Here is a 25,031-nt window from a genome sequence, read left to right as displayed (position 1 = left end):
CTGGGTTAATTATTTTCATATAGCTGACATGAATATGAAAGTTCGTGACCTTGATTCTTGGATAAGGAGGCGAATAAGAATGTGCTACTGGAAACAGTGGAAGAAGATTAAAACAAAGCATGACAATCTTGTCAGGCTGGGTATTAATAACTTCAAAGCATGGGAATTCGCTAACACAAGGAAAAGCTACTGGCATTTAGCCGGTAGCGTTGTTTTATCATCATCTTTAAGCAATGAGGTACTTGAAGGATTTGGGTTTAAGAGCTTAACGAAACAACTTTCGTCAATATATTAATTTTGATGAACCGCCGTATACCGAACGGTACGTACGGTGGTGTGAGAGGTCGGTAAGGGAGTTAATCCCTTACCTCCTACTCGATACTAAATCGAAATATTATTAATATTGGAGAAAATAAGGGTGTAAATATATTAAATACTGGACAAACAAAAAATAAACATATATAATGTTCACAATAGAGTGAACATAAGGCATGAGGTGAACATTGTGACGATTCATATAAGATACAGGAATGTGTTTTCGGATAAGGCAAGCGTAATAGCAAGATGCATGCTTCTTGAACCCAAAAAGGAATGGGTTGTAAGAGATTTTGTTAAGAAGAAATTAATAAGCATAGGGTTGGCTCAAGGTGTTTTTGCCGCAATGGATAAGCTTGGATATGTTGAAAGGGAGAAAAAGGGGCCTGATAGCTATACTATTTTGACTAATAAAAAAAAGCTGCTTGAGGATTGGGTCAAAGAGTATGATTTTGGGATGAATGAAATACATACCTATTATTCAAGCGATAGAAACGTACTTTCTAAGATAAAAAAATATTTAGATAAAAATAGCTATGCGATAACTCTTCATGCCGGAGCAAATCTTATAACATCTTATGTTAAATCTGATGATGTGTATTTATATTTAAGAACTGACAAATGGGAAAAAGATATTCTTGATATAAGGCAAAAACTTGATTTGAAAGAATTGGTCAAGGGTGGCAATGTTCACATAATACGGCCATTTTATAAAAGCAGTGCATATTTTAATAACCAAATGATAAATGGTTGCCCAGTAGTTTCTAACCTTCAGCTGTATCTTGATTTATATCACTACCAACCGCGCGGGCGAGAACATGCCGAATATCTTAAAAAAACTGTTGAAGAAAAAGGAAAGCAACTTGCTTAATTTTGAAAAAGCGGAAAATATGTTTTATGAAGTTCTTGGTGATTTAGAAAGCTACCTTGGCGGGCTAACACTTGTCGGTGGTTGGCTACCGTATGTCTACACTAAGTATCTATGGAAGAACATCAATGCTAAGATAGTGACAACAATTGACATAGATTTTGGTGTCAGTAGTGATGTCGAACATTCACATAGAGATACAATATTTAAGAAATTGTCTGCCATGGGATATTCAGAAAGGCACTTGAAAATAGGAAAATTATATCCGATTGTATTATACAAGGATAAAATAATCCCTATTGATTTTATTGCTGCCCAAGATATTAATATAAAATCCGTAGAGAAGTATTTAGGCAGAGAAATATATCTTAACAAACTTGATAATTTTGCTTTTTTGCTCAATAACAAGATAGTAGTCGATGTTAAGGATAAAAGAGGCGCTTTGTATAAATTAAATTGCGCAAAACCATCAGCTTTCTTATATCATAAATGCAAGACTTTTATCCAAAGAGATAGCGAACAGAAAATAGCAAAGGATTTATATTACGCCTATTTTGTCTTAAGATACTCACCTGATATCGATGCAGTTATAAAGGATATATTAAACTATTCTAAAAAGGATGCGGATTTGCCTAAATTAGTTGAAAATATAGGAAAGTATTTTGGAAGTAAAACAAGCAAAGGCTGCCTGTTGGTAGAAAATGAAAATGGTGCTGATATGTTTGTTGAAGATGTGAGGCAAGATATTTATGATCGTTTTACAGAACTGATAAAGTTATTGAATAATCAGTAATATTAATGATTTATATGTCTAAAAAACAGGTACGGATGGCGTCCAGTTGGGGACCCTTAAAAAACCTGCGAAGTGCCCTTGCGGCATTGCGCAGGTTTCTTTATTGTTTGATAACGGGATTTGAAGGCAACCCGAAGCACCCGCCTAGGCGGGATGAAGCGAGGGTGCCCGGCGAAGAAGGAAGCCGCGAAGCGGCTGGGTGAGGAGAAATCCCGTCAGCCACCCCAATTTTACCCATAGACAGAACTTCATTCATTGAAGTTCTGTTTTTTATTTGTATGGAGATTGTGTGTGAGAGATATATCGGCGAACTTAATTATGCAATTATAAAGTACAACTTGACAACTGCATATCGTAAAGATTTGATCGTTTAATTTATTTGTTAAGCATCTAGTGAACGTGAATTGACTTATTCTGTTCAAAGAGTTAAAATTTAAATATGTATATATGGGTTAAATCCGTTACTTGTGCATTACATAATATATCCACATTGATTAAGTTCGATGTGGATTTTATTTTTAAGAATATATGGCCATAATTAAGAAATTATTATTTACAATTATCATTTTATTTGCAACATCCATTAGTTCTGTTTATGGAGGCTACTATGCCATTACAACTGTAGCTGGAAACGGAGATCCGGGATATTCGGGAGATGGAGGCAGCGCCACAGCGGCTAAGCTGTATGATCCTAGGGGGGTGGCGGTTGATGCAGCTGGGAATATTTATTTCTCTGACAATGCTAATAGTGTAGTAAGGAAAATATCTCCATCAGGCATAATATCTACTATTGCCGGTGATGGAACCGGAGTCGCGGGTTATTCGGGAGACGGCAGCAGTGCCACTTCAGCTAAACTTAAGAATCCTCAAGGAATAGCGGTTGATGCTTCAGGGAATGTTTATATCGCTGATTTTGGTAATAATGTTATAAGGAAAGTAGATGCTTCAGGCAACATATCAACTATAGCAGGAACTGGAACAGCCGATTTTTCAGGAGACGGAGGCAGTGCCGCTTCATCTGCACTTAATCAGCCTTGGGGTGTAGCTGTTGATGCTTCAGGGAATGTCTATATAGCAGAGTACAATAATCAAAAAATTAGGAAAGTCACTTCAGGTATAATATCAACTTTTGCCGGAACCGGTGTATTCGGTTATTCAGGAGACGGTGGCAATGCCACTTCAGCTAAACTTTGGAATCCTACTCATGTAGCGGTTGACGCATCAGGTAATGTTTATATCGCTGATATGGGGAATAGAAGAATTAGAAAAGTCACATCAGGGATAATTACAACTATTGCAGGGAATGGAACAGCCGCATATTTAGGAGACGGAGATAGCGCCACTTCAGCTGAGTTGAATGTTCCCTGGGGGGTAGCGGTTGATGTTTCAGGTAATGTGTACATAGCGGACTATTATAATCAAAGAATAAGAAAAGTCTCTTCAGGCCTAATATCAACTATTGCCGGAGACGGAACAGCAGGTTTTTCAGGAGACGGAGGCAATGCCACTTCAGCTCATATTAATTTCCCTCAAGAAATAGCGGTTGATGTGGCGGGAAATGTGTATATAGGTGACTCTGCTAATAATCGTATAAGAAAAGTTTATTACCAGCCAACCGGAATTATTTCAGGAAATGTAACCAATTCAGACGGTATAACAGCGGTTTCAGGTGCGCTTGTTACGGCTCTACAGACAAACGTGATGAAATCCTCTTCTACTACCGATTCCTCGGGACATTATTCTCTAACTCTTTCCACGGGCATATACAATGTGCGTATATCGTTAAGCGGGTATATTCCCCAGACAATACCAAACCAGAAGATAAATGAAGGACTGACTACTACAGTTAATTTAGCTCTGTATGCATCTGGCGCTCAAACATGGGCAAACATTTCATGTGGTTCTTCATACACGTTGGGCATAATGACAGACGGTTCACTTTGGGCCTGGGGTAATAATTCCAACGGCCAGTTAGGGTTGGGCGACAAAAATGACAGACGCACTCCTACACGGGTTGGTACAGATACAAACTGGTTTATAGTTTCCTGTAATGGCCGCGGCGATACAAACGGAAACGAAGACTTTACCGTTGCAATAAAGAGTGACGGTTCTCTCTGGGCTTGGGGCAGCAACTATTATGGTCAATTAGGGTTGAGTGATACAAACGACAGATACGTCCCCACACAGGTCGGCACGACTGCCGACTGGGCCACAGTTTATGCCGGTTATGCAAGGACACTGGCGATAAAGAATGACGGCACTCTTTGGTCCTGTGGGCTTAATAATTGGGGGCAGTTGGGGCTAAATGATATCGTTGCTAGATATGTATTAACAAAGGTCGGCACGGCGGCGAATTGGTCATCTGTTTCAGGTGGTAATGCGTTCAGCATGGCAACAAGAACAGACAATACTCTCTGGGTATGGGGATTTAATAACGAGAATGAGTTAGGTCTTGGAGATACAGGCGCGAGGTATATACCGACTCAATTGGGGCTTGCCAATAACTGGGCATCAATCTCCTGTGGGTGGAATCACGCATTAGGTATTTTGACTGATGGGACCCTCTGGGCCTGGGGATATAACCTTTATGGCGGATTAGGGCTTGGAGATAAAATACAAAGAGCTATTCCTGCTCAGGTAGGAACTGCCGCTAATTGGGCAAATGTTTCAAGCGATGGTAACGGACTCGGCGGGAATTATAGTATGGCAATAAAGGCCGACGGCACGCTCTGGGCAACCGGAAATAACAATTCTGGCGAGTTAGGGTTAGGAGATACAACACTAAGAGCTACACCTACACAAGTTGGAACTGTCACTAATTGGTCATCTGTATCTGGCGGTTATAGACATACCTTAGCTATAAAGACAGATGGAACACTCTGGGCCTGGGGTGCAAGCAGCTTCGGCGAATTAGGGCTTGGTGATACAACAAACAGGACAACGCCGGTTCAAGTTCTTGTTATGAGCAACAATATCCCAGGAACAGGCACCCTTGCCGGTAAGGTCACAAAGTCTGACGGTACAACAGCAATTTCGTCGGTGCTTATAGAAATACTTCAATCCAATGTGGTTAAATCAAACGCAACAACTAACGCAACCGGGAATTATTCAATTCCGGTCGCATCAGGTACTTATGATGTAAGAGCTACTTTGACAGGTTATCAATCACAGACTAAAACTGGTTATTATGTTACGAATGGGTCAACTGTTGCGGTCAATATCTCCCTTGTTCAGATATCTCAAGGGCAAAAGGGGATCATCGCAGGTAACACAACCAAAGCGGATGGTACAACAATTATTTCCGGGGCACTTATAGAAGTTTCACAATCAGGAGTAACAAAATCAAGTATACTTACAGACACAAACGGTAATTATTCAATAACTATAGGAACAGGTACTTATGATGTAAAGGCTTCTATGTCAGGATATCAAGCACTTATAAAAAATGGATACAGTGTGACAAATGGTTCAACTGCTACGGTCAATTTTTATTTAACCGCTGTTTCTTCAGCCCAGACAGGAACCCTCTCCTGTACTATAACTTCTTCTGACGGTTCAGCTCTCACAAATGCATTGATAAAAGTTTACCTGGGAAGCACCCTGGTTGACGAACAGTATTCTGACTCTCTGGGTAAATACAATTTTTCTCTCGGAGCTGGAAATTACGATATAACTGTTACAAAGGCAGGATACCAAACAGCAACGCAGAAAGGGATTTCTGTTACTGCAAGCCAGACCGCAAGCGCCAGTTTTTCGCTTGCTCAATCTGTTGTAGCTAAGATAGGAACTCTTACATGTAATGTTCAATGTAACGGAACACCTGTAGTAAATGCAGTAATAAGAATAACTCAAAACAACAATTTAATAGATATGGAACAGAGTGATTCTCTTGGGACTTATAGTTTTTCTCTATCAGTAGGTGCGTATGATATAAATGTTTCTAAAACCGATTATCAGACCACAACCCAAACAGGGGTTGTGGTGAGCAACAATCAGACAACAAATGTTTATTTATCGCTTCTTGCGACAATTCAGGCTAAACCTCAGCCAGACAAGCAAACAACGCTTGGAGATAACTTGTTCAGCCCTTCAAGTGGAGGTGTGTGTAAAGTAGGATTTAATGTGCCACAATCAGGCGGGGTAACTATTAAAATATACGACCTTAAACGCAGGTTGGTAAGAAGTGCGATTGATAATACAAGCTATACGGCAGGTAGTTACCAGTGGAACTGGGATGGTAAGAATGAAAGCGGGAAAGTTGTCCCTCCAGGAATGTATATGCTCTATTTCAAGTATCCCGGCGGCTCCGAAACAAGGAAAATAGGAGTTCAATAATTTAGAACAATGAGACTATTAAGAATATCAGCCATTATTTTGTTGTTTATGACGTTGTTTGTTAAATATGTATATTCCTCAGACCAGACTGCGGGGATATTTATTGAATTACCAACATCTGCCAGGGCTGGAGGTATGGCTGATTGCTTTACCGCACTTGCCGATGATCCATTCGGTGTATATTATAACCCTGCAGGTATATCTTTTATTGAATATCCAATAACTTCTTTTTTGTACCAGAACTATATTCTGGATATCTCAGGGAATCAAGCCGCAGTAACTATCCCGGGAAAGCATTTTTCTTTTAATATAGCTCCTGCCATGATAGGAGCGAAAGATGAGCCTATCTTTGATTCCTTTGGCAATGATACAGGAAGGAAATTCAAATATGACGGCACTGTAATTCCTTTTTCAGTAGCATATAAGATCGATAACTTTTCATTTGGTGGTACGGCAAAATATTATAAAGAAGAGATAGGCAGTTATTCAAATGCCGTTACAACTTATGATGCGGGTCTGATCTATAAGTTTCGCAGTTTAAGCTTTGGTGTATCAGAGCTTAACCTTGCGGGTAAGCTTGGAAGTTACGACCTGCCCCAGACTTTAAGGTATGGTATGGCATGCTCTTATAAAAACTTAAGCCTTTTATTTGATTATGTTTCGCAGACAAATATGCAAAAAGATAATTGTGCAGTAGGCGGTGAAATACCGGTATCCAATTTCCTTTTTTTAAGGCTCGGGTATGCATTAAATGACGAATTTGGCGGGCTGACCTATGGTTTAGGGGTAAGAATGGGAGATTTTGATATTGATTATGCTGCTTCAAACTACGCTGACCTTGGACTAACACAGAGGGCTAGCTTAAACTATTGTTTTGGTAGAGAAAAAGTAAAAGAAGTTGTACCAAAGAAGGAAGAACCTCTTCAGCCTGTCAAAAAACTGGCTAGAGGCATTAATATAGCTGTTTCTGAATTTACAGCTAAAAACACTTCAGCAGCCGATGCTTCTATTGTAACGGATTTTATTAGGGGAGAACTCGTTTCAAGCAGGAGATTCAATATACTTGAAAGGGCAAATATGGAAATGATCCTGGCAGAGCAAAAATTTCAGACTTCAGGATGCACTAGTCAAGAATGCGCGGTTAAAATGGGAAAAATACTTAACGTGAAAGTTGTTCTAATAGGTTCTTTATCAAAACTTATGGATACTTATTATATTATTGTTTCATTAGTAAACGTTGAAACTGGAGAGATATTACAATCCATAGACGAGAAAGCAATGACAGCAGATGAGTTAAAACAGGCCTGCCATCAGATCGTTGAGAAAATAAAATAAAGAATACAAATCCAGCTTATATTTTAACAGTAAAATGACAATGATATCTTTATGATAATATTGTTGAAATATCAACAATAATCTCGCTGTAATTGGTTCTCGAAACAGGTACGGATGGCGTTTACTCGGGGACCCCAATTAAAAAAGCACTCCCTGTGAGTGCTTTTTTAATTGGAGAGGTATGCTTACAAAGGGATTTGAAGCCGAGTCGAAGCGCTGCCCAAAGGCAGAAAAGCCCCGCTTTAGCGGGGCGTCAGCGAGACCGGCCGGTTTCGGAGGAGTCGCGAAGCGACGGGGGAAGAAAAAATCCCGTCAGCCACCATTTATTTTAAAAACACATTGAATTATCAATAAATAATAGTAAATCATGAAATCGACCCCTAAGTGGACGAAAGCAACAGAGTAGCCTGTCCGCCGGTAGTGTGGCGGGAATCTGTTGTTTTTTTATTTGCATATTTAACAAAAAATAAGAACTTATGGGACGTAGTTAGAAAATAAGAACTTATGGGACGTAGTTAGGTAATAAGGTATTGACAAGGGTGGCAGCAAATGATAATATAAAGCTATGCCTAGACAAGGAAGGATAAACGTAGAAGGCGGCATATATCACGTTATACAGAGAGGGATAGAACGCAAAGAAATATTTAAAGATGATTTAGATAGAAAAGAGTTTCTAAACAGGGTATCCGGAGGACTAAAAGAAACCGGACACAAGTGCTATGGTTGGGCCTTAATGCCCAACCATTTTCATTTAATAATAAGAACTGGCAAAAGGCCGTTAAGTGACTTAATGAGAAAAATACTCACGGGATATGCGCTGTATTTTAATAAGAAATATAAACGGAGCGGCTATTTATATCAGGGAAGGTATAAGTCAATATTATGCCAGGAGGATAGTTACTTATTAGAATTGGTAAGGTATGTACATTTAAATGCATTAAGAGCAAGGCTAGTTAGGGATATGTCTGGGTTAGGGGATTACAAATGGAGCGGGCATTCGGTATTGATGAATAAGAATAAAGCAGAATGGCAGAGTAGAGATGAGATACTTGAATATTTTGGTAAAAATAAATTGGATGCTATGAGAAGATATGAGGAGTTTGTGGCAGAAGCAAAAGGCAATTCAAAGCGTGAAGATTTAACTGGAGGTGGATTGATAAGGAGTGCAGGCGGATGGAAAGAGGTGTTAAATTTAAGACGATCAAAAGAGAAATGGATAGCCGATGAGCGGATATTAGGTGATGGGGAATTTGTTAGTACAACTTTAAAACAAGCAGATGAGGAGATGGAACGAAAAGAAAGGCTGAAAAAAGAAGGATGGGAAATAAACCGGTTGGTAAAAACTGTATGTAAGTTGCTTGGCATAGATGAAAAGGATATAAAACGAGAAAGCAGAAGAAGCAAGTTGTCGCAGGCTAGAAGTTTGATAGCATACTGGGGAAACAAAGAATTAGGGATTTCAGGAGTTGAGCTTGCCGGATATTTTGGGATAACAAAATCTTCAATAAGCGAGGCGATAGTAAGGGGAAGAAAAATCGCTCATGAAAATGAATACCGTATTACCTAACTACGTCCCCAAAGTCCCCTTTTACATTACTCTTATCTACTTCGGTCTGGCTTTTCCGCTAAACAATGAGGGGCCGAACTTTCTGGCTTTACTTTTATAATATCCAGGCATCTTATCTAAGGCTCCGGCGCTGTTCCTGCCGTAGGTACGTTCGCTTCGGGTTTTATGTTCCGGTTTTGCGGAATCGTGTTTTTGAAAACCGGTTCCGCTCCGGACTCCTTCATTTGACCCATGGTAACCGTAACTGTGTTTTCTACTGGGCGAAAAACCCGGCTTGCTGTCCCGTTTTTGGAAATGCCCGTACGTCCTGCTGTTCCCTGCCGAGGTGTTCCTGTCGTAAGGCCGTTCTCCGAGAGGTTTATGTTCAAATCCTGCAGAGTCGCGTTTTGGAAATCCCGCACTTTCCTTTGTCCCCCGGTACCCGTAACCGCGCTCGCCCCTGGGAGCAAAAGAGGGCCTTGTGCCGTCATGTTTTTTAAAATGTGCGTGGGGCCTGCTGCTGCCCGCGGCTTGAGTATTCCTGCCATAAGGCCGTTCGCCTCCGGGCTTATATTCCGGCCTTACAGTATTTCTTTGAGCGAACTGAGAGTTAGCGTAAGCCCTTTTATCCGTAGCCGGCCGCCTTCTTGCTCCAAACTTAAATTCGGGCCGAGCCGTTTGGCCGGATGGCAAAGGCGCAGGCATCACGGTCTTTATTTTTATTACAGGAGGGTTTTTACGTTTGGCGTAGTAATCCGGGCCGAACTTGGGGTTAGCCTTCGTTACCCTGATAATTTCATTAAAAAGTTTTATATGATGCAGCGCCTTTATAGCCGCCAGAGCCTCGGCTTCATTCATCTCAACAAACCCGAACCTTCTTGGCCCTGAGTACGCTTCTTCGGTTACAATGGAAACCAAATGAACAACTCCGAATGCGGCAAAAGTCTTTTTCAGGTTTTCTTGTGTTACTAACTTATCCAGATTTCTGACCAGTATCATCATTATGAACTCCTATCGAATAGTGTTATGCTTGGCTATCATTTATATAAGTATCGTCCAATGAATTTACACTGCTTGTTTATTGAAGTACTCTTTCTCATTCTTCTTTATATCCCAAGTTTAGGTGTTCTAATATTGGACCATTTTCCATTAGTTCTTTTTTGCCGATATTTTATTAAAATATCATATTTGCTTAAAGCCCCTTTATAAACGCCAATAATAATGGAGTCGTTTACCTGAAATACCTTTATTGGCTTATTTAAAACACCTTCTTTTATGAAGGCCATTTTAGGAAGGTTCTGCATGACACCTCAAAATACTTAATTTGGCACCGGCAAGCCAAGTTTGTCAAGTGGAATGTAGCTAAAATAGTACTGGCATCGTACACTGATTATATAATCCAAAACATCCTTATATTCTGGCTTTTTAAACCAATCACTTAGCAAATACACATACTCAACTTCAATATTTGCGCGAGAAAATAGTTTTTGATATTGTTTTTTCTTAAAGTCACATGTCTGCAGTTTTTCATCAACTGAACCAGCAACCTTTTGAAATTTACATTCAATGATGTATAGTGTATTTTTTATAATAACGTAGATTGAGTCATCAGGCAGAAGCTTTTTTGATATGATTTCTTTCCAATTAATATTATATTCTTCCAACAATTTATACAGCCCGTGTTTCTTAAAAATTCGTGCAACCTGTTCCTCCCCATAAAAAACATGTCCAGTTATTAATAGTTAGTGATAATAAGCTCGTTTATTTTACCACGGGCTTCAGAATTGCAGTTAATCATTCTTGTGGCTTTTACTCTATTGATATTAAAACCACTGTAAAGATGCTCAAAATAGTTATCATTCTTATCCAAGTTTTTAGGGTCTGAATTACTAAGCATTTGTTTAACTTCTTTTTTATCTAATTCTCTGAATACTTGAGCTAATCTTTCTTGGCTCTTTTCATTAAAATCATTTTTACTATATGACGTAAAAGAAGCAGTTTTACTTATCGGCCTATAAGGCGGGTCATAATAAACAAATGTATTTGAATCCACTTTTCTACACTTTATTGTTTCAAAATCTGAAACCATAATTTCAGATGACTGCAGCAACTTCGATATTTTTCTTAAATTATCTTCATCTAGTATTTTCGGATTCTTGTAACGCCCAAATGGCACATTAAACTTACCCTGACTATTCACACGGAATAATCCATTAAAACAGGTTTTATTCATAAAAATTAACTGCGCAGCGCGAGAAAACCATTTATCCGAGTATTTTTTAAAATTAATTTCAAACATTTGCTGATTATAGTGTTCTCTTATTGCATAGAAGTATTTCATTTGCGCGCTATCTGATAATTTTTTATATTTTCTTGTATATTGGAACAAAAATTCAATTAGATCTTCAACATTTTTTTGAATAACTTTGTAAGCCAAAACGATTTCCTCATTTATATCAAAAAGATATGAATTTTTTATTGAAAATTTTTGTGAAAGATAAAGAAAAACAGCTCCACCACCCAAGAAAGGTTCATAATAGGAAGATATTTTTGTATTTTTCAGTTCTGAAGGGAAGAATGATTCAAACTGATCAAGAAGCTGGGATTTCCCCCCAGCCCATTTTAGAAATGGTTTAGCAAAATTGTTAACATTCTTAATGAGTTGTTCCCCTTTGTTCATACGGGAATTATACATCTTTGACCGGATATTTTCAATAGATGAATCAAGATTACTGTGATATAACTTCAAGGGGTAAACTTAAAATCAAGTTCGTTGAAAAATTCCTTCGAGCTGCTTTTGTTATGCTAAAAAATAATGTGCCGTTTGATATAAATCAATTTAATGTTCCGGTGGATGACCCCGTCTTTAAGAACGTTAGGGCTTAGACCCGGCAGGGGACAATTTGGGGCTTTCACCGGAACGATTCACTTAAGGTAAAGTATAATCAAGCGTAATGTTTTTCTTTAACGCAGGATAGCTACAACGATTCAAGGTTCGTTCCAACTAAAATCTGCAGAATCCCATTATGGGGTTATGCAGATTTTTATTTGTGCCCACTAAATAGTGAGCGCCGTTGAAGAGGCGGAACAAAGCGAAGGCGGCCAGTTTCAAAGGTGCAGTTGGGCCATTACGGATAGAATTCGTAATGGAAGCAGCGCTGGCGACGGGGGAGAAAAAATCCCGTCAGCCCCGCCAATTTTATTCATAGACAGCACTTCATTCATTGAGGTTCTGTTTTTCATTTGAAGATAGACTGTGTTAATATAAATAATTTATTATGAATACTTGCACATTATGCGTTAATGTGTTATAATAATAAAGACAAAAATGATTAAATCATTCAAAGATAAAATAACGGAAGATATCTATAACGGTTATAATACAAAAGATGCACGGCGAATCCCGGACACTGTCTGGGGAACAGCTTGCCGCAAACTTGATATGTTAAATGCGGCGCATGACTTAAAAGACCTTCTTTCGCTTCCGGGAAACAAATTTGAAAAATTAAAAGGAAAATTATCGGAGTTTTATGGCATAAGGATAAATGATCAATATCGTATTATATTTAAATGGGCACAAGGTAGTGTTGAATTAGTGCAAATAGTAGACTACCATTAGGAGGTACAAAACATGATACCTAAAAACAGAAAACCCGTTCATCCGGGCAAAATACTATTGTTGGAATTTCTTGAACCCATGAAATTAAGCCAGGTGGAATTGGCAAAGAAAATGGGAGTTTCTATCCAAAGGATTAATACGCTTATTAACGGCAAAAGGGATATGACCGCAGAAACCGCGATTCTGCTGAGTGATGTATTAAAAACAACTCCAGAATTTTGGATGAACCTGCAGGTTGCTCGGGATCTATATCTAGCGGAAGAACATATTAGAAAAGCTGCTTAGAAAATAGGCAACAAAATATCAATAAGATATTGATAAATATTTTGAAATATCAATAAAATGTATGTTGTGATTGATTCTCAAAACAGGTACGGATGGCGTTGATCTTTCCCCGAAAAAGTGGACACAAGGAATGGTTAGGCTGCTTGTGTTAGGCCCTGCAGTTCTTCAAACAGGGCAGGGGACTTATAACCCAGCGTAGAATGCCTGCTAAACCTATTGCAGAACATTTCAATGTACTCAAACAAGCTTGTCTTTGCCTCCTCTCTTGTCCTGTAATGCTCAAAATACACCAACTCCGTATTTAACGTATGGAAAAACGACTCCGCACAAGCATTGTCATAACAGTTGCCAGCTCTGTTCCAGCGTCTTGCGTAACCTGCTTATCTCTTCGTCCTGCGCTTTCAAATGCCCTTTACCGGGAAACGCATTTCGTTAATATATTAATTTTGATGAACCGCCGTATACCGAACGGTACGTACGGTGGTGTGAGAGGTCGGTGGATGAATTAATCACCCGCCACCTACCCGATTGTTTATTTGCTTGACAAAGTTATGTCTAATTTGTAAAATAGTTATGAGCATATGACCATAACAGGAGTTGATGATGCGCCCTAAAAAAACAAGATGGATAAAGTGCATGCCAGGAGAGCGCTGTTTCAGGCCAAAATGCAGACCTTTAAACAAACTCGAGGGTGTGTATGTCACTATCGATGAGTTTGAAGCCTTGCGCCTTGCCGATCTTGGAGAATTATACCAGGAGGAAGCGGCACGGCAGATGAAGGTGTCGCGGCCTACCTTTGCCCGTATAGTAAAATCTGCAAGAAGAAAGGTGGCTGATGCTCTTGTAAACATAAAGGCGATAAAAATAGAGGGCGGCTGCTGTACTGTAAAAGCAACAGACAGAGGTAAGAAATAGATGCTGAAAGCATTTTCAGATTGGGTTACATATAGGATACTTCATATTAGCCAGGAAACGCTTCTGGCTAAGGCTGTAAATTTCTTTATTTATGACACTATAAAGATATTTCTACTGCTAATAATCATTATCTTTACCATAGCTGTTGTAAGATCCTTTCTGCCCCCGGAAAGAATAAGGTTTATCCTTTCAAGAAAGAATAAATATCTGGGGAATATCCTTGCGGCATTACTGGGAATAATAACCCCTTTCTGTTCATGCAGCGCGGTACCTCTTTTTTTAGGTTTTATAAGGTCGGGTGTGCCTTTAGGTGTTACTTTTTCGTTTCTTGTGTCATCGCCTATGATAAATGAGGTGGCTTTAGTTCTTCTATTCGGTTTATTTGGCTTTAAAATAGCATTTATATATGTGATTTCAGGACTGATTATAGCGATTATTTCCGGTATAGTAATCGGCAAGCTAAAAGTAGAGCATTTGTTAACAGAAATCACTCTTTCCGGTAAAGCTGCCGCACAAGAGTTTTCATCAACAATGTCCTGGCCTGAGAGAATCACTTATGCGAGGTCTTATACATTGGACATATTAAATAAAGTGTGGCCATATATCTTGATAGGTGTAGGCATAGGAGCCTGGATACACGGTTATGTGCCTGTAGGATTTCTTGCTAAATATGCCGGAGCGGATAAATGGTATGCGGTTCCCTTTGCGACATTAATTGGTATTCCTCTTTATTCAAATGCCGCGGGTGTAATACCGCTTGTAAGCGCTTTAACTGAAAAAGGCGTTGCTATGGGAACCACGCTTGCTTTTATGATGGCTGTTACAGCGCTATCCTTGCCCGAGTTTATGATATTGAAAACTGTTATGAAAACCAAACTCATAGCTATATTTGCAGGGATAGTGGGGATTGGTATAGTTTTTACGGGATATTTATTTAACTTTATTCTTAAATAAAGTGGAGGCTTTATGAAATTTGAAGTTTTAGGAACAGGCTGCCAGAAATGCAAGAAGCTTATGGAGTTGATATCAGAGGTAGTTAAAGAAATGAATATTTCGGCTGAGATAGTTAAAGTAGATAAGATAAATGATATTATAAATTATGGTGTTATGACTACGCCTGCCCTGGCTATTGATGGCAAAGTGGTTGTTGCAGGAAGAATCCCCTCAAAAGATGAGATTAAAAAGTGGATTGGCGGTGAAAACCCTAAATCCGGAGGGTATAATTGCGGTTCCGGCTGCTGTTCGTAAGGAGAGGGAATATGAATATAATTAAGAAAATGCTGGCAGTAGGTTTTGTTCTATCATTTTGTTTAAGCGCTTATGGAGGCGAAAATAAAAGGAAGGTTAATACACAAGAAAGCAATGAATTTAAAGTAACCTTTGTAGAGCTTGGGTCCGTTAACTGCGTCCCCTGTAAAGCAATGCAGCCTGTCATGGCTGAAATTGAAAAAGATTACGCCAATCAGGTTAAAATAATATTCTACGATGTCTGGAAAGAAGAAAACCGCCGATATGCCGACAAATATAAAATAAGGGCGATCCCTACCCAGGTCTTTCTTGATAAAGACGGCAAAGAATTTTTCCGGCACGAAGGGTTTTTCCCAAAAGAAGAAATAGAAAAGGTGCTGGCAAAACAGGGAGTAAAAAAGGCCAGTACCAAAAATAATAATTCAATAAAGAATAAAAATAGCAGTACACAAATTAAGACAGGAGCTGTTTGTAAATGATACTGAAACTGTTTAATTGGCTTTCAGGGATGCTTTACGCCGCGCCTTCAATTGCTCTCACAGGGTCGTTTATTTGGGGTATTATGAGCATTTTATTAAGCCCATGCCATTTATCCAGCATTCCGTTGATAATAGGTTTTATAAACGGCCAGGGTAGAGTTACGACAAAAAGAGCATTCATCTTATCTTTCCTTTTTTCTAGCGGCATACTTATAACCATCGGGGCTATTGGGGTAATTACCGGGTTGTCAGGCAGAATGTTGGGTGATATAGGTAACTATGGAAATTACCTGGTGGCTGCAATATTCCTTGTTGTTGGCCTGTACCTACTTGACGTAGTTTCTCTTCCTTTCTTGAATAACTCCAGCCAGCCTTCTTTTGCCAAAAAGGGATTGCTGGCATCCTTTGTGTTAGGACTATTTTTTGGCCTCGCTCTTGGCCCATGCACCTTTGCTTACATGATGCCTATACTGGGGGTTGCTTTCAGCGTCGCTAAAACAAATATGCTTTTTTCTGTTTCTTTAGTTCTGGCGTATGCATTAGGTCATATCTCTGTTATAGTATTTGCCGGCACATTTACAGAAACAGTACAGAATTATCTTGATTGGAATGAAAAATCGAAAGCAGGACTTATAATTAAAAAAGTTTGTGGTCTGTTAGTCATTGCAGGCGGCGTATATCTGGCAGTTAAATAGGAGATTAAAAGGGACAAGAAAAAAGTGGTGTTTGTCTATATTCATAATAGCGCAAGGAGCCAGATGGCGGAAGCATTTCTTAACAAGCTGGGGGGAGACCGTTTTAAAGCACGGAGCGCAGGATTAGAACCGGGAAAACTTAATCCAATCGTCTCCGACTTCTGTCGGAGGATGAATGCAAAATGATGTCGTCCCTAAAGGGATTCCGTCAAATCAAATTAATGAAGTCACATTAGGCTGCGTTATTAAAGAGCCTCCGGTTTCAGCCGGAGGAGCATCACTAAAAACAACTAAATGAGGTAAATATAATGCCAGAAAATATAATTAAGAAATTGTCATTCCTTGACCGCTTTTTAACACTATGGATATTTCTTGCCATGGGCATTGGTGTAGCGATGGGATATTTGTATCCTGGTGTCGTTAACTTCTGGAATAAATTTCAGTCAGGAACTACGAATATTCCAATAGCCATCGGGCTGATACTTATGATGTATCCACCGCTTGCCAAGGTAAAATATGAGGAATTGGGCGATGTGTTCAGAGATAAAAAAGTGCTGGCTTTATCATTGATCCAAAACTGGATCGTAGGGCCGGTTTTGATGTTCGCGCTCGCAATCATATTCTTGCATAACTATCCGGAATATATGGTTGGCTTAATTATGATAGGCATCGCCCGCTGCATCGCCATGGTCATTGTCTGGAATGAACTGGCTTATGGCTGTACGGAATACTGTGCAGGACTTGTGGCATTCAATTCCATATTTCAGGTGCTGTTTTATTCGGTATATGCCTGGGTATTTATCACAGTGCTGCCAGGCTGGTTCGGGCTTAAAGGAGCGGTAGTCAATATTACCATTGTTTCAATAGCCAAGAGCGTTTTCATCTATCTGGGTATACCATTCATTGCCGGGATTGTTACCCGTTTTACCCTTATCAGGATCAAGGATAAAGAATGGTATCATACTAAATTTATTCCAAGAATTAGTCCCATCACGCTTATTGCGCTTCTCTTTACAATTGTAGTCATGTTTTCCCTTAAGGGTGAATATATTGTGAAAATACCTTTGGATGTAGTACGGATAGCTGTGCCACTCCTGATATATTTTGTAATTATGTTCCTTATATCTTTCTACATGGGAAAAAAGACAAATGCTGGTTATGAAAAATCAGCCACCCTGTCATTTACCGCTGCAAGCAATAATTTCGAGCTGGCAATCGCTGTGGCTGTGTCGGTATTTGGCATAAACTCAGGAGCAGCTTTTGCCGCGGTCATCGGGCCCTTGGTTGAAGTCCCTGTTTTAGTCATGCTGGTCAACGTCGCTTTATGGTTCAAAAAGAAATATTTTATACAGGAGGCGTAACATGTCAGAAAACAAACCCTGGTATTTAGGCCAATCTCCGCTCGGGGCGGCCTACACCCATTTCTCAAATGTAGCCGGACAAAAAACTGTTTTAGATGCAAAGACAAAAGAACTGATTCGGTTGGCTGTGGCTTCAGTATTCAGGTGTAAGCATTGTACTGAGCATCATATTCAGGATGCTATAGCGGCAGGGGCTACAAAACAGGAAGTATCGGAGGCTATTCTTTTATCAGCTTTGCAAGCTGCAGGAACACAGCTCAACTGGCATAAGGAGTATTTCCAAGAAAATTTGTCCGAAAAATAAATAAGGCATATTTCATTTTAAAATCAATCAATTGTTTGAAATAAAACATGTTCGAATGGCGTTTGCCGGCCCTTTCATTTTTCGAACATTTTATATTGAAAAATAAATGAGAAAACAAGAAGAAATACCCTAATGGGCTACGTCAGGTAACCAATTAATTATTGATTGATATTTCAAGTAATTTAAATTCAACAAAAATACTTGAAAATTTGATAAAAACCTGCCAAAAATATCTCGATAATCCAATACTAAATATCCCTAAAATCTTTCGAACCTGTAGACAGAACTTCATTCATTGAGGTTCTGTTTTTGTTTACCAAGTCTACTATTAAAAAGAGCTAAAATATCGTTACAACTTTGTACTCAAATGCTGCAATTGTCAAGACAGTCAAGTCTGACACCGAAACAGAAAAGCATCACCGAAAATGCCGAAAATGACACCGAAAAGAGCTTGTATTTTTCGTAACACTTAAAGTGAGGATAAAAATCAGTGAAATATAGAACCAAACGATTATAAATTAAGGTTCTATGTTGTAAAATACAATTATAGGAGGCTGGCATGGAAACTAAAACGCAGATGAGAGTCTCAAGCCCGTTTTTTAAAGATGGATGTGAAATTCCAATAAAATATACTTGCGACGGAGAGGATATTTCCCCTGCATTGGAGTGGGAAAGCGGGGCTAAGAGAATAAAAAGTTTTGTGTGTATAATGGATGACCTGGATGCTCCATCCGGCACATTGGTCCATTGGCTGCTGTATAACATACCCGCACATACAATGAGCTTAAACGAGGGCATCCCTAATTTATATGTATTAGAGAACGGCTGTAAACAGGGATTCAATGATTTTCACAGCATCGGATACTCAGGCCCATACCCCTCTAAAGCTTATCACAGGTATTTTTTTAAAATATATGGTTTAGATATGAAGCTTGATCTTAAACCAGGAATAACAAAACAGCAAATAGGTAGAGCTATGAAAGGGCACATCCTGGAAGAAGGGGATTTAATGGCAAGATACGGCAAGTGAAGCAAAAAGCATAGGTGGTTACAGGATTGAAAGAAAAATTATTAAAATATGATATAAGGACAAATATGTCAAATTTAGAAAACGAACTTCAGATCATAGTAAAAGGCCTTTTTGGGCCGGGGTTTTCATATGTTTCATTTTCTGATGAGGTTTGGAGGCCTTTTGCAGATGTTTATGTAACCGAGAAATATATGGTAGTCAAAATCGAGCTAGCCGGAATCGACCCTAAAGAAGTTCAGGTTTTATTAGACGGGACTGATATGGTAATCCAGGGCGTAAGGAAGGAACAGGTTAAAAATGAGATTATTTATTACCAGCAGATGGAAATAAATTATAATTCTTTTCGCAGGGTAATACAGCTGCCTTTCCAGGCCAAAACTGAAAATGTAAAAACAAAATATGAAGACGGCATACTCGAAATTATATTATCCCCGTTAAGTAAACAAATAACTAAGCAGGCAAGGAAATAAAAATGGCTGAAAATGAAGACAAATCCGGGAAGATACAGATACCTGAAGAATTGCCGGTGCTTCCTCTAAGAAGCACTGTGGTCTTCCCTGCGGGTATAGAGAACTTGAGTGTTGGAAGAGCAAACAGCATAAAACTTGTCGATGACGCTTCATTAGGCGATAAGGTGATCGCAGTCGCTACTCAGGTCGACCCAGGCATGGAAGAACCATCAGAAAACGACCTTTATAAAATTGGGACAGCCGTGCGGATATTAAAGATGGTAAGGTTGACGGATGGCACAGTGCATATTATGGTGCAGGGTTTTGCCAGGATAAAACTTGAAAGATTTACCCAGAAAGAACCTTACTTGAAGGCTATAGTCTCTCCTGTTGTTATTGAAAAAAAACAAAGTGATGAGTTTGAGCCGCTAGTAAGGAATATACTTAGTATTCTTGAAAGATTCACTAAATTCGGGTCTAAACTGGGCAGCGAGATGCACCTTCTTTCTTTAAATATAAAAAATCCAGGGATAATCGCAGATTTTATTGTGTCTGAGCTAAACCTTCCTTTTGAAGAAAAGCAAAAGTTTCTTGAAACAGCCGATATAAAGGAACGGCTTGAAAAAGTAAACCTTTACCTTAATAAAGAACTGCAGGTTTTAGAAATAAGCTCAAAGATACAGGCGGATATCCAGAATAAGATGGATAAGACTCAAAGAGATTACATCTTAAGGGAACAGATGAGCGCTATAAAAAAAGAATTAGGCGAGGAGTCAGATGCAGGCGAAGAAATAAAAGAGTTAAGAAAAAAAATAAAAAAAGCAAACCTTCCAGGCGAAGTAAATAAAGAAGCATTGAATGAACTGGACAGGATGTCGAAAATATCGCCGGTATCGCCTGAGTATACGGTTATACACACATATCTGGGCTGGCTTGTTTCCCTGCCCTGGGCTATAAAAACCCCGGATAACCTTGACATTAAGGCGGCAAAAGAAGTCCTTGATGAAGACCATTATGACCTTGAAAAGATAAAAGAAAGGATACTTGAATTTATGGCAGTAAGAAAACTAAAAAACGAAAGCAAGGGCCCGATTTTATGTTTTCTCGGCCCTCCTGGAGTAGGGAAAACCTCTTTAGGAAAATCCATTGCCCGCGCCATGGGAAGAAAGTTTATAAGGGCTTCTCTTGGCGGAATAAGGGATGAAGCGGATATAAGAGGGCACAGAAGGACCTACATAGGTGCTCTTCCCGGCCGTATCATTCAGGGAATAAAAAGGGCGGGCTCGAACAACCCGGTTTTTATGATGGATGAAATAGATAAAATAGGAGCGGATTTCAGGGGCGACCCTGCCTCTGCTCTTCTTGAGGTGCTTGACCCGGAACAGAATAATTCATTTACAGACCACTACCTGGATGTCCCTTTTGACCTATCTAATGTAATGTTCATAGCAACAGCCAATGTAATTGACACCGTGCCGGCGCCTTTGCGGGACAGGATGGAAGTGCTTACATTGTCTGGGTATACCGATGAAGAGAAAATGATGATAGCAAAGAAATACCTTATCCTGCGCCAGTTGCAGGAAAATGGAATAAGCAAGGATAAAATAGAGTTCACCGATGAAGCCCTTTTTAAGATAATCCATGGATATACCAGAGAAGCCGGGCTCCGTAATTTTGAAAGGGAGTTAGCGTCTATTTGCAGAAAAGTAGCTGTTGAGGTTGTAAACGGCACAAGCCAAAAAATAATAATAAACCAGGATAACATCGCCAAATACCTCGGCCCCGAAAGGTTCTTGCTGGAAGTTGCAGAAAGGCTTACCCAGCCCGGCGTAGCCATAGGCCTTGCCTGGACACCGGCAGGTGGGGATATTCTTTTTATCGAAGCCTCTAAAATGCCAGGCAAAAAATCGCTTGCCCTGACAGGCCAGCTCGGCGATGTAATGAAGGAATCTGCAAACGCTGCGCTAAGTTTTATCCGTTCCCATGCAAGCGAATATTACATTCCCGATAACTTTTTTGAAAACAACGATATACATATCCATGTGCCGGCCGGCGCCATACCTAAAGACGGGCCTTCAGCAGGCGTTACTATGGCAGTAGCCCTGGTTTCACTTTTGACCAACCGGATAGTTGCTCCGTACCTCGCCATGACCGGCGAGATAACTTTAAAGGGCAATGTCCTTCCTGTAGGAGGTATAAAGGAAAAAGTATTAGCCGCAAAAAGAGCAGGGATAAAGGTAATTATTTTGCCCAAATGGAACAAAACGGATATCGGCGAGATCCCTGAAAAGATAATAGAAGGCTTAAGGTTCATTTTCGTTGAAAACATCAATGAAGCTATAAAAGAAGCATTACAGTTAGTGCCGGAGACAATTGCTCCTTAATCAAGGGCTGCTGGATTTTTAAGCAGGCCCTAATTTATGAACTAAAAAAGGCAGCTGGTTTTTACCGCTGCCTTTTTCTTATTTTAAAACTCCTGAAAATCAAATTATCCCCCTTCGCAGAAAACTGCGGACGTAAGTCCGCAGATGAATGCGAAGAAGGGATCCGCCGAAGCTATGTTGCCGATACGGCGAATAGCCGTGACTATCGGCAATATGTTTAGCGTAGGCGGATGCTTCGGGGGATTTCGCCGAAGAAAATGAAGATACCATGGTCGTAAGACCATGGAGCTTCATTTCGCTGTGCTTATTTCAAGGGATTTTTCTATCTTCTCCACACTGTTGCCAAGTTCCTTAAAGTTATCATCGAACTTTTTAAGTTTTTCCTTTTTTAGCTCTTCCCACGTTTCTTTATAATTTTCAGTTGATAAAGCCAGGTGGAAAGCAGGAAGGATAAACTCGTCTTCTGCGTCTTTGTGCGGGCTGTATATCTGGATAAATGACCTGATGGAATCAGCCAGTTTGTCAGGGTCGGGATTTTGCTGCTTTGAAAGGGCAAGCATTCCATTAACTATCTTATGGCCTGCCCTGTGCTGGCGAATTAAAACCTGCACTATGTCATATTCACGGCTCGGTTTTCTAAACCGGCTGAAAATATATTTTTCTTCCATTTTTTCATGAAAATTCTGCATAAAATCCCTGCTTATATGGGTAGCTTCTCTATAAGCATCTAAAGGCGGGGTTTCCTTGTTTTCAAGCCGCGATAAGATATCATTGTATATTACTACAACTCTGGTTACTGCAGCATGCTGCTGGGCAAAAAAATCTTCTATGCTTTTGTCAGCTCCTCCGGCTTGCGAAAAAGAAGAATCCGATGCTGTTGCCATGCTATAGAAAGAAATGGCCGAAAAAAACATAATTGTGAAACTAAAGATTTTATTCATAGCGCTCGCTCCTTGCAATTTCGGAAACCAGGGATTAGAAGAAACTAACTTTCTATTTGCCTGGCACAGGGACTGACCCTTCCCTGATGTATTTATCCGGATTTTTTTTGAAAATGTCAACGCACTCTTTGCAGCAGAAATCGTACATCTTGCCTTTGTACTCGTAAGAAACCTTAGTAGCTTCGTTTATCTTAACGCCAAGCACCGGGCACTTCATGCCTCCTGCGCTAACCTCGCCTTCCTTAATGAATTTATCCGGGTCTTTCTTAAATACATCAACGCACTCTTTACAGCAGAAATCATACATCTTGCCTTTGTGCTCATAAGAAATCTTAGTAGCTTCGTTTATCTTAACACCAAGTACAGGGCACTTCATGCTTCCTGCATCGACTTCGCCTTCCTTAATGAACTTATCCGGGTCTTTTTTAAATACGTCAACGCACTCTTTACAGCAGAAATCATACATCTTGCCTTTATGTTCATAAGAAATCTTAGTAGCTTCATTTATCTTAACGCCAAGGACAGGGCACTTCATGCCACCGGCATCAACTTCGCTTTCTTTGATGAATTTATCCGGGTCTTTTTTAAATACGTCAACGCACTCTTTACAGCAGAAATCATACATCTTGCCTTTGTACTCGTAAGAAACCTTAGTAGCTTCATTTATCTTAACGCCAAGGACAGGGCACTTCATGCCACCGGTATCAACTTCGCCTTCCTTAATGAATTTATCAGGGTCTTTTTTAAAAACATCAATGCACTCTTTGCAGCAGAAATCGTACATCTTTCCTTTGTACTCGTAAGAAACCTTGGTAGCTTCATTTATCTTAACGCCAAGCACCGGGCATATGGTTTTGCCGGCATCAATTTCGCCTTCCTTAATGAATTTATCCGGGTTTTTCTTAAATACTTCAACGCATTCTTTGCAGCAGAAATCGTACTTCTTGCCTTCGTACTCGTAAGAAACCTTGGTAGCTTCGTTTATCTTAACGCCAAGCACCGGGCATTTTTCTACTTTCGCAGCCTCTGCTGTATATCCGCATTTAACGCAAACAGCCAAGCACAAAAAAACTGCAGGCAGCATGAAACTAAAAACAAAGTTTTTCATTTCTCCTCCTTTTTTATTATCCCGCGGTTTTAAAACCACGGGTATTCATATTCATGTTGTTAATTATATAATATGATTAATTTTGTTGTAAATAGCCAAAATCGCACTTTTACTGACTTTTATCTCTTTTTAAAAAGCACTTGTAACCTTCAAGCTATCCATGGCTATGGATAGCTTTTTTAATTAGGAAGGTTTACATAAAAGGGGAATTTAGCCAGCTTATGGTGGAGTCACATAGTTTCTAAATAACTTTTATTAATTTAGAATTATAGTAAGTAGGGCACGCTCAAAAAATCAAGGAGGAAAAAATGGAACTGACATCGCTCTTAGCCAGTAATCCGGTAATGTTTTTTTTGCTTGTCTTCCTGCTTTTATATTCTGTCATCTTTCACGAGATAGCGCATGGCTGGGCGGCGTATCTTTTCGGCGACGATACGGCCTACCGCCACGGCAGGCTTACTCTAAACCCGGCCTCGCACTTAGACCCCATCGGCACTCTTATGCTTTTCGTGGCAGGTTTTGGCTGGGCAAAACCTGTGCCTGTAAATTATGAGAGCTTCAGCAATACAAGAATGGGCTTGTTCGTAGTAGCGCTTGCAGGCTGTGCTACTAACATCCTGCTGGCTATAATAGCGATATTTCTTTTGCAGTTTGATTTCGTGGCATCAAACCCGGTGCTTGCTGCGGCGCTTCCCATACTCTCAAAGATAAACATCATACTCGGCGCGTTCAATCTCATACCCATACCGCCTCTTGACGGTTCAAAAATAGTTATGAGCCTCCTGCCGGAAGATGCTCAGGAAAACCTTTCAGCTCTTGAGCCTTACGGTTTTTTTATCCTTATATTCCTGCTTTTCACCGGTATGCTGAACCCTGTAATTATCTTCATGCAGGATATGATATATAGCCTTATAGGGTTTTTGCTGCCCCTGTTCAGATGACATGTATGTCTGTACGCGATATAAAGTGAAAAGGAAAAGCACTACGGTTACCGTAAACCTTCCTCCCGGCAAGTAATCAA

26 protein-coding genes and 3 pseudogenes are annotated in these 25,031 nt (G+C 39.7%); 22 read left to right on the top strand and 7 right to left on the bottom strand.

The window, feature by feature from the left end; all coding sequences use genetic code 11:
- The 7 genes from LHV68_06875 to LHV68_06845 all read left to right on the top strand — a co-directional run.
- Window positions 1-295, top strand: a 295-nt coding sequence (locus LHV68_06875; protein ID MCB4791594.1) for a group II intron reverse transcriptase/maturase, incomplete at its 5' end; no start/stop codon positions are given.
- 210 nt (window positions 296-505) lie between these two features.
- Entirely contained in the window at window positions 506-1,186 is a 681-nt protein-coding gene (locus tag LHV68_06870; GenBank protein ID MCB4791593.1) for a type IV toxin-antitoxin system AbiEi family antitoxin, read from the top strand.
- Window positions 1,179-1,976 carry a hypothetical protein gene (locus LHV68_06865; GenBank protein ID MCB4791592.1) on the top strand — a complete coding sequence of 266 codons (798 nt, stop codon included), beginning with the start codon at window positions 1,179-1,181 and terminating at the stop codon, window positions 1,974-1,976. The genes LHV68_06870 and LHV68_06865 overlap by 8 nt, the downstream gene beginning before the upstream one ends.
- Window positions 1,977-1,990: 14 nt before the next feature.
- Window positions 1,991-2,179 carry a hypothetical protein gene (locus LHV68_06860; GenBank protein ID MCB4791591.1) on the top strand — a complete coding sequence of 63 codons (189 nt, stop codon included), beginning with the start codon at window positions 1,991-1,993 and terminating at the stop codon, window positions 2,177-2,179.
- Between the two features lie 325 nt (window positions 2,180-2,504).
- Window positions 2,505-6,311 carry a carboxypeptidase regulatory-like domain-containing protein gene (locus LHV68_06855; GenBank protein MCB4791590.1) on the top strand — a complete coding sequence of 1,269 codons (3,807 nt, stop codon included), beginning with the start codon at window positions 2,505-2,507 and terminating at the stop codon, window positions 6,309-6,311.
- A gap of 9 nt (window positions 6,312-6,320) precedes the next feature.
- Window positions 6,321-7,646: a hypothetical protein gene (locus LHV68_06850; protein MCB4791589.1), complete on the top strand. Its 1,326-nt coding sequence runs from the start codon at window positions 6,321-6,323 to the stop codon at window positions 7,644-7,646.
- A gap of 565 nt (window positions 7,647-8,211) precedes the next feature.
- Window positions 8,212-9,213, top strand: a complete 1,002-nt coding sequence (locus LHV68_06845) for a transposase (GenBank protein MCB4791588.1) — start codon at window positions 8,212-8,214, stop codon at window positions 9,211-9,213.
- Window positions 9,214-9,249: 36 nt separating this feature from the next.
- On the opposite strand, the gene LHV68_06840 is transcribed toward LHV68_06845, so the two are convergent.
- The 4 genes and pseudogenes from LHV68_06840 to LHV68_06825 form a co-directional block, all read right to left on the bottom strand.
- Complete coding sequence (locus LHV68_06840) at window positions 9,250-10,194, bottom strand: hypothetical protein (protein ID MCB4791587.1); 945 nt, start codon at window positions 10,192-10,194, stop codon at window positions 9,250-9,252.
- Between the two features lie 104 nt (window positions 10,195-10,298).
- Window positions 10,299-10,496, bottom strand: a complete 198-nt coding sequence (locus LHV68_06835) for a hypothetical protein (GenBank protein MCB4791586.1) — start codon at window positions 10,494-10,496, stop codon at window positions 10,299-10,301.
- 15 nt (window positions 10,497-10,511) lie between these two features.
- A pseudogene (locus tag LHV68_06830) lies at window positions 10,512-10,916 on the bottom strand (hypothetical protein).
- A gap of 11 nt (window positions 10,917-10,927) precedes the next feature.
- Entirely contained in the window at window positions 10,928-11,872 is a 945-nt protein-coding gene (locus LHV68_06825; GenBank protein ID MCB4791585.1) for a DNA adenine methylase, read from the bottom strand.
- Window positions 11,873-11,910: 38 nt separating this feature from the next.
- Between LHV68_06825 and LHV68_06820 the strand changes: the two genes are divergently transcribed.
- From LHV68_06820 to LHV68_06810, 3 genes are all read left to right on the top strand, one after another.
- A complete protein-coding gene (locus LHV68_06820; GenBank protein ID MCB4791584.1) occupies window positions 11,911-12,078 on the top strand; it encodes a hypothetical protein in 168 nt (55 codons plus the stop codon).
- A 442-nt stretch (window positions 12,079-12,520) separates the two neighbouring features.
- Entirely contained in the window at window positions 12,521-12,811 is a 291-nt protein-coding gene (locus tag LHV68_06815; GenBank protein ID MCB4791583.1) for a type II toxin-antitoxin system RelE/ParE family toxin, read from the top strand.
- Window positions 12,812-12,823: 12 nt separating this feature from the next.
- Entirely contained in the window at window positions 12,824-13,096 is a 273-nt protein-coding gene (locus LHV68_06810) for a HigA family addiction module antidote protein (GenBank protein MCB4791582.1), read from the top strand.
- 134 nt (window positions 13,097-13,230) lie between these two features.
- On the opposite strand, the pseudogene LHV68_06805 reads toward LHV68_06810, so the two are convergent.
- Window positions 13,231-13,455: pseudogene (locus LHV68_06805) on the bottom strand (IS3 family transposase).
- A 241-nt stretch (window positions 13,456-13,696) separates the two neighbouring features.
- On the opposite strand from LHV68_06805, the gene LHV68_06800 reads away from it, so the two are divergent.
- From LHV68_06800 to lon, 11 genes and pseudogenes are all read left to right on the top strand, one after another.
- Window positions 13,697-14,011: a DUF134 domain-containing protein gene (locus LHV68_06800; GenBank protein ID MCB4791581.1), complete on the top strand. Its 315-nt coding sequence runs from the start codon at window positions 13,697-13,699 to the stop codon at window positions 14,009-14,011.
- Complete coding sequence (locus LHV68_06795; protein ID MCB4791580.1) at window positions 14,012-14,965, top strand: permease; 954 nt, start codon at window positions 14,012-14,014, stop codon at window positions 14,963-14,965. It begins immediately after the preceding gene.
- 12 nt (window positions 14,966-14,977) lie between these two features.
- Window positions 14,978-15,259 carry a thioredoxin family protein gene (locus LHV68_06790; GenBank protein ID MCB4791579.1) on the top strand — a complete coding sequence of 94 codons (282 nt, stop codon included), beginning with the start codon at window positions 14,978-14,980 and terminating at the stop codon, window positions 15,257-15,259.
- A gap of 11 nt (window positions 15,260-15,270) precedes the next feature.
- Window positions 15,271-15,738, top strand: coding sequence for a thioredoxin family protein (locus tag LHV68_06785; protein ID MCB4791578.1), 468 nt, complete (start codon window positions 15,271-15,273; stop codon window positions 15,736-15,738).
- A complete protein-coding gene (locus LHV68_06780; protein ID MCB4791577.1) occupies window positions 15,735-16,433 on the top strand; it encodes a cytochrome c biogenesis protein CcdA in 699 nt (232 codons plus the stop codon). Before LHV68_06785 ends, LHV68_06780 begins: the two co-directional genes overlap by 4 nt.
- A gap of 24 nt (window positions 16,434-16,457) precedes the next feature.
- Window positions 16,458-16,586: pseudogene (locus LHV68_06775) on the top strand (arsenate reductase ArsC).
- A gap of 155 nt (window positions 16,587-16,741) precedes the next feature.
- A complete protein-coding gene (gene arsB / locus LHV68_06770; protein MCB4791576.1) occupies window positions 16,742-17,794 on the top strand; it encodes an ACR3 family arsenite efflux transporter in 1,053 nt (350 codons plus the stop codon).
- A gap of 1 nt (window position 17,795) precedes the next feature.
- Window positions 17,796-18,098 carry a carboxymuconolactone decarboxylase family protein gene (locus LHV68_06765; GenBank protein MCB4791575.1) on the top strand — a complete coding sequence of 101 codons (303 nt, stop codon included), beginning with the start codon at window positions 17,796-17,798 and terminating at the stop codon, window positions 18,096-18,098.
- Between the two features lie 559 nt (window positions 18,099-18,657).
- Window positions 18,658-19,128 (top strand): YbhB/YbcL family Raf kinase inhibitor-like protein, encoded by a 471-nt coding sequence (locus tag LHV68_06760; protein ID MCB4791574.1) that lies wholly within the window; start codon window positions 18,658-18,660, stop codon window positions 19,126-19,128.
- A gap of 26 nt (window positions 19,129-19,154) precedes the next feature.
- Window positions 19,155-19,598 (top strand): Hsp20/alpha crystallin family protein, encoded by a 444-nt coding sequence (locus LHV68_06755; GenBank protein ID MCB4791573.1) that lies wholly within the window; start codon window positions 19,155-19,157, stop codon window positions 19,596-19,598.
- Window positions 19,599-19,600: 2 nt separating this feature from the next.
- Window positions 19,601-21,961 carry an endopeptidase La gene (gene lon / locus LHV68_06750; GenBank protein ID MCB4791572.1) on the top strand — a complete coding sequence of 787 codons (2,361 nt, stop codon included), beginning with the start codon at window positions 19,601-19,603 and terminating at the stop codon, window positions 21,959-21,961.
- 290 nt (window positions 21,962-22,251) lie between these two features.
- Here lon and LHV68_06745 read toward each other — a convergent pair whose 3' ends face one another.
- Both LHV68_06745 and LHV68_06740 read right to left on the bottom strand, forming a co-directional pair.
- Complete coding sequence (locus LHV68_06745) at window positions 22,252-22,902, bottom strand: hemerythrin domain-containing protein (protein ID MCB4791571.1); 651 nt, start codon at window positions 22,900-22,902, stop codon at window positions 22,252-22,254.
- 52 nt (window positions 22,903-22,954) lie between these two features.
- Window positions 22,955-24,010: a YHS domain-containing protein gene (locus LHV68_06740; protein MCB4791570.1), complete on the bottom strand. Its 1,056-nt coding sequence runs from the start codon at window positions 24,008-24,010 to the stop codon at window positions 22,955-22,957.
- A 308-nt stretch (window positions 24,011-24,318) separates the two neighbouring features.
- On the opposite strand from LHV68_06740, the gene LHV68_06735 reads away from it, so the two are divergent.
- Window positions 24,319-24,951: a site-2 protease family protein gene (locus LHV68_06735; protein MCB4791569.1), complete on the top strand. Its 633-nt coding sequence runs from the start codon at window positions 24,319-24,321 to the stop codon at window positions 24,949-24,951.
- Window positions 24,952-25,031 lie beyond the last annotated feature (80 nt).

Origin of the sequence: Candidatus Liberimonas magnetica (assembly GCA_020523885.1) — a bacterium.
GTDB classification, from domain to species: domain Bacteria; phylum Elusimicrobiota; class Endomicrobiia; order Endomicrobiales; family JAFGIL01; genus Liberimonas; species Liberimonas magnetica.
The sequence above is the reverse complement of the archived record's forward strand: the minus strand, read 5'-3'. Positions and strand labels throughout refer to the sequence as shown.

Excerpts from the sequence above, each read along its gene's own strand:
- LHV68_06860 (MCB4791591.1), top strand. The coding sequence starts at position 1,991 with ATGTCTAAAAAACAGGTACGGATGGCGTCCAGTTGGGGACCCTTAAAA.
- LHV68_06855 (MCB4791590.1), top strand. The coding sequence starts at position 2,505 with ATGGCCATAATTAAGAAATTATTATTTACAATTATCATTTTATTTGCA.
- LHV68_06850 (MCB4791589.1), top strand. The coding sequence starts at position 6,321 with ATGAGACTATTAAGAATATCAGCCATTATTTTGTTGTTTATGACGTTG.
- LHV68_06845 (MCB4791588.1), top strand. The coding sequence starts at position 8,212 with ATGCCTAGACAAGGAAGGATAAACGTAGAAGGCGGCATATATCACGTT.
- LHV68_06840 (MCB4791587.1), bottom strand. The coding sequence starts at position 10,194 with ATGATGATACTGGTCAGAAATCTGGATAAGTTAGTAACACAAGAAAAC.
- LHV68_06835 (MCB4791586.1), bottom strand. The coding sequence starts at position 10,496 with ATGCAGAACCTTCCTAAAATGGCCTTCATAAAAGAAGGTGTTTTAAAT.
- LHV68_06825 (MCB4791585.1), bottom strand. The coding sequence starts at position 11,872 with ATGAACAAAGGGGAACAACTCATTAAGAATGTTAACAATTTTGCTAAA.
- LHV68_06820 (MCB4791584.1), top strand. The coding sequence starts at position 11,911 with ATGAATCAAGATTACTGTGATATAACTTCAAGGGGTAAACTTAAAATC.
- LHV68_06815 (MCB4791583.1), top strand. The coding sequence starts at position 12,521 with ATGATTAAATCATTCAAAGATAAAATAACGGAAGATATCTATAACGGT.
- LHV68_06810 (MCB4791582.1), top strand. The coding sequence starts at position 12,824 with ATGATACCTAAAAACAGAAAACCCGTTCATCCGGGCAAAATACTATTG.
- LHV68_06800 (MCB4791581.1), top strand. The coding sequence starts at position 13,697 with ATGATGCGCCCTAAAAAAACAAGATGGATAAAGTGCATGCCAGGAGAG.
- LHV68_06795 (MCB4791580.1), top strand. The coding sequence starts at position 14,012 with ATGCTGAAAGCATTTTCAGATTGGGTTACATATAGGATACTTCATATT.
- LHV68_06790 (MCB4791579.1), top strand. The coding sequence starts at position 14,978 with ATGAAATTTGAAGTTTTAGGAACAGGCTGCCAGAAATGCAAGAAGCTT.
- LHV68_06785 (MCB4791578.1), top strand. The coding sequence starts at position 15,271 with ATGAATATAATTAAGAAAATGCTGGCAGTAGGTTTTGTTCTATCATTT.
- LHV68_06780 (MCB4791577.1), top strand. The coding sequence starts at position 15,735 with ATGATACTGAAACTGTTTAATTGGCTTTCAGGGATGCTTTACGCCGCG.
- arsB (MCB4791576.1), top strand. The coding sequence starts at position 16,742 with ATGCCAGAAAATATAATTAAGAAATTGTCATTCCTTGACCGCTTTTTA.
- LHV68_06765 (MCB4791575.1), top strand. The coding sequence starts at position 17,796 with ATGTCAGAAAACAAACCCTGGTATTTAGGCCAATCTCCGCTCGGGGCG.
- LHV68_06760 (MCB4791574.1), top strand. The coding sequence starts at position 18,658 with ATGGAAACTAAAACGCAGATGAGAGTCTCAAGCCCGTTTTTTAAAGAT.
- lon (MCB4791572.1), top strand. The coding sequence starts at position 19,601 with ATGGCTGAAAATGAAGACAAATCCGGGAAGATACAGATACCTGAAGAA.
- LHV68_06745 (MCB4791571.1), bottom strand. The coding sequence starts at position 22,902 with ATGAATAAAATCTTTAGTTTCACAATTATGTTTTTTTCGGCCATTTCT.
- LHV68_06740 (MCB4791570.1), bottom strand. The coding sequence starts at position 24,010 with ATGAAAAACTTTGTTTTTAGTTTCATGCTGCCTGCAGTTTTTTTGTGC.
- LHV68_06735 (MCB4791569.1), top strand. The coding sequence starts at position 24,319 with ATGGAACTGACATCGCTCTTAGCCAGTAATCCGGTAATGTTTTTTTTG.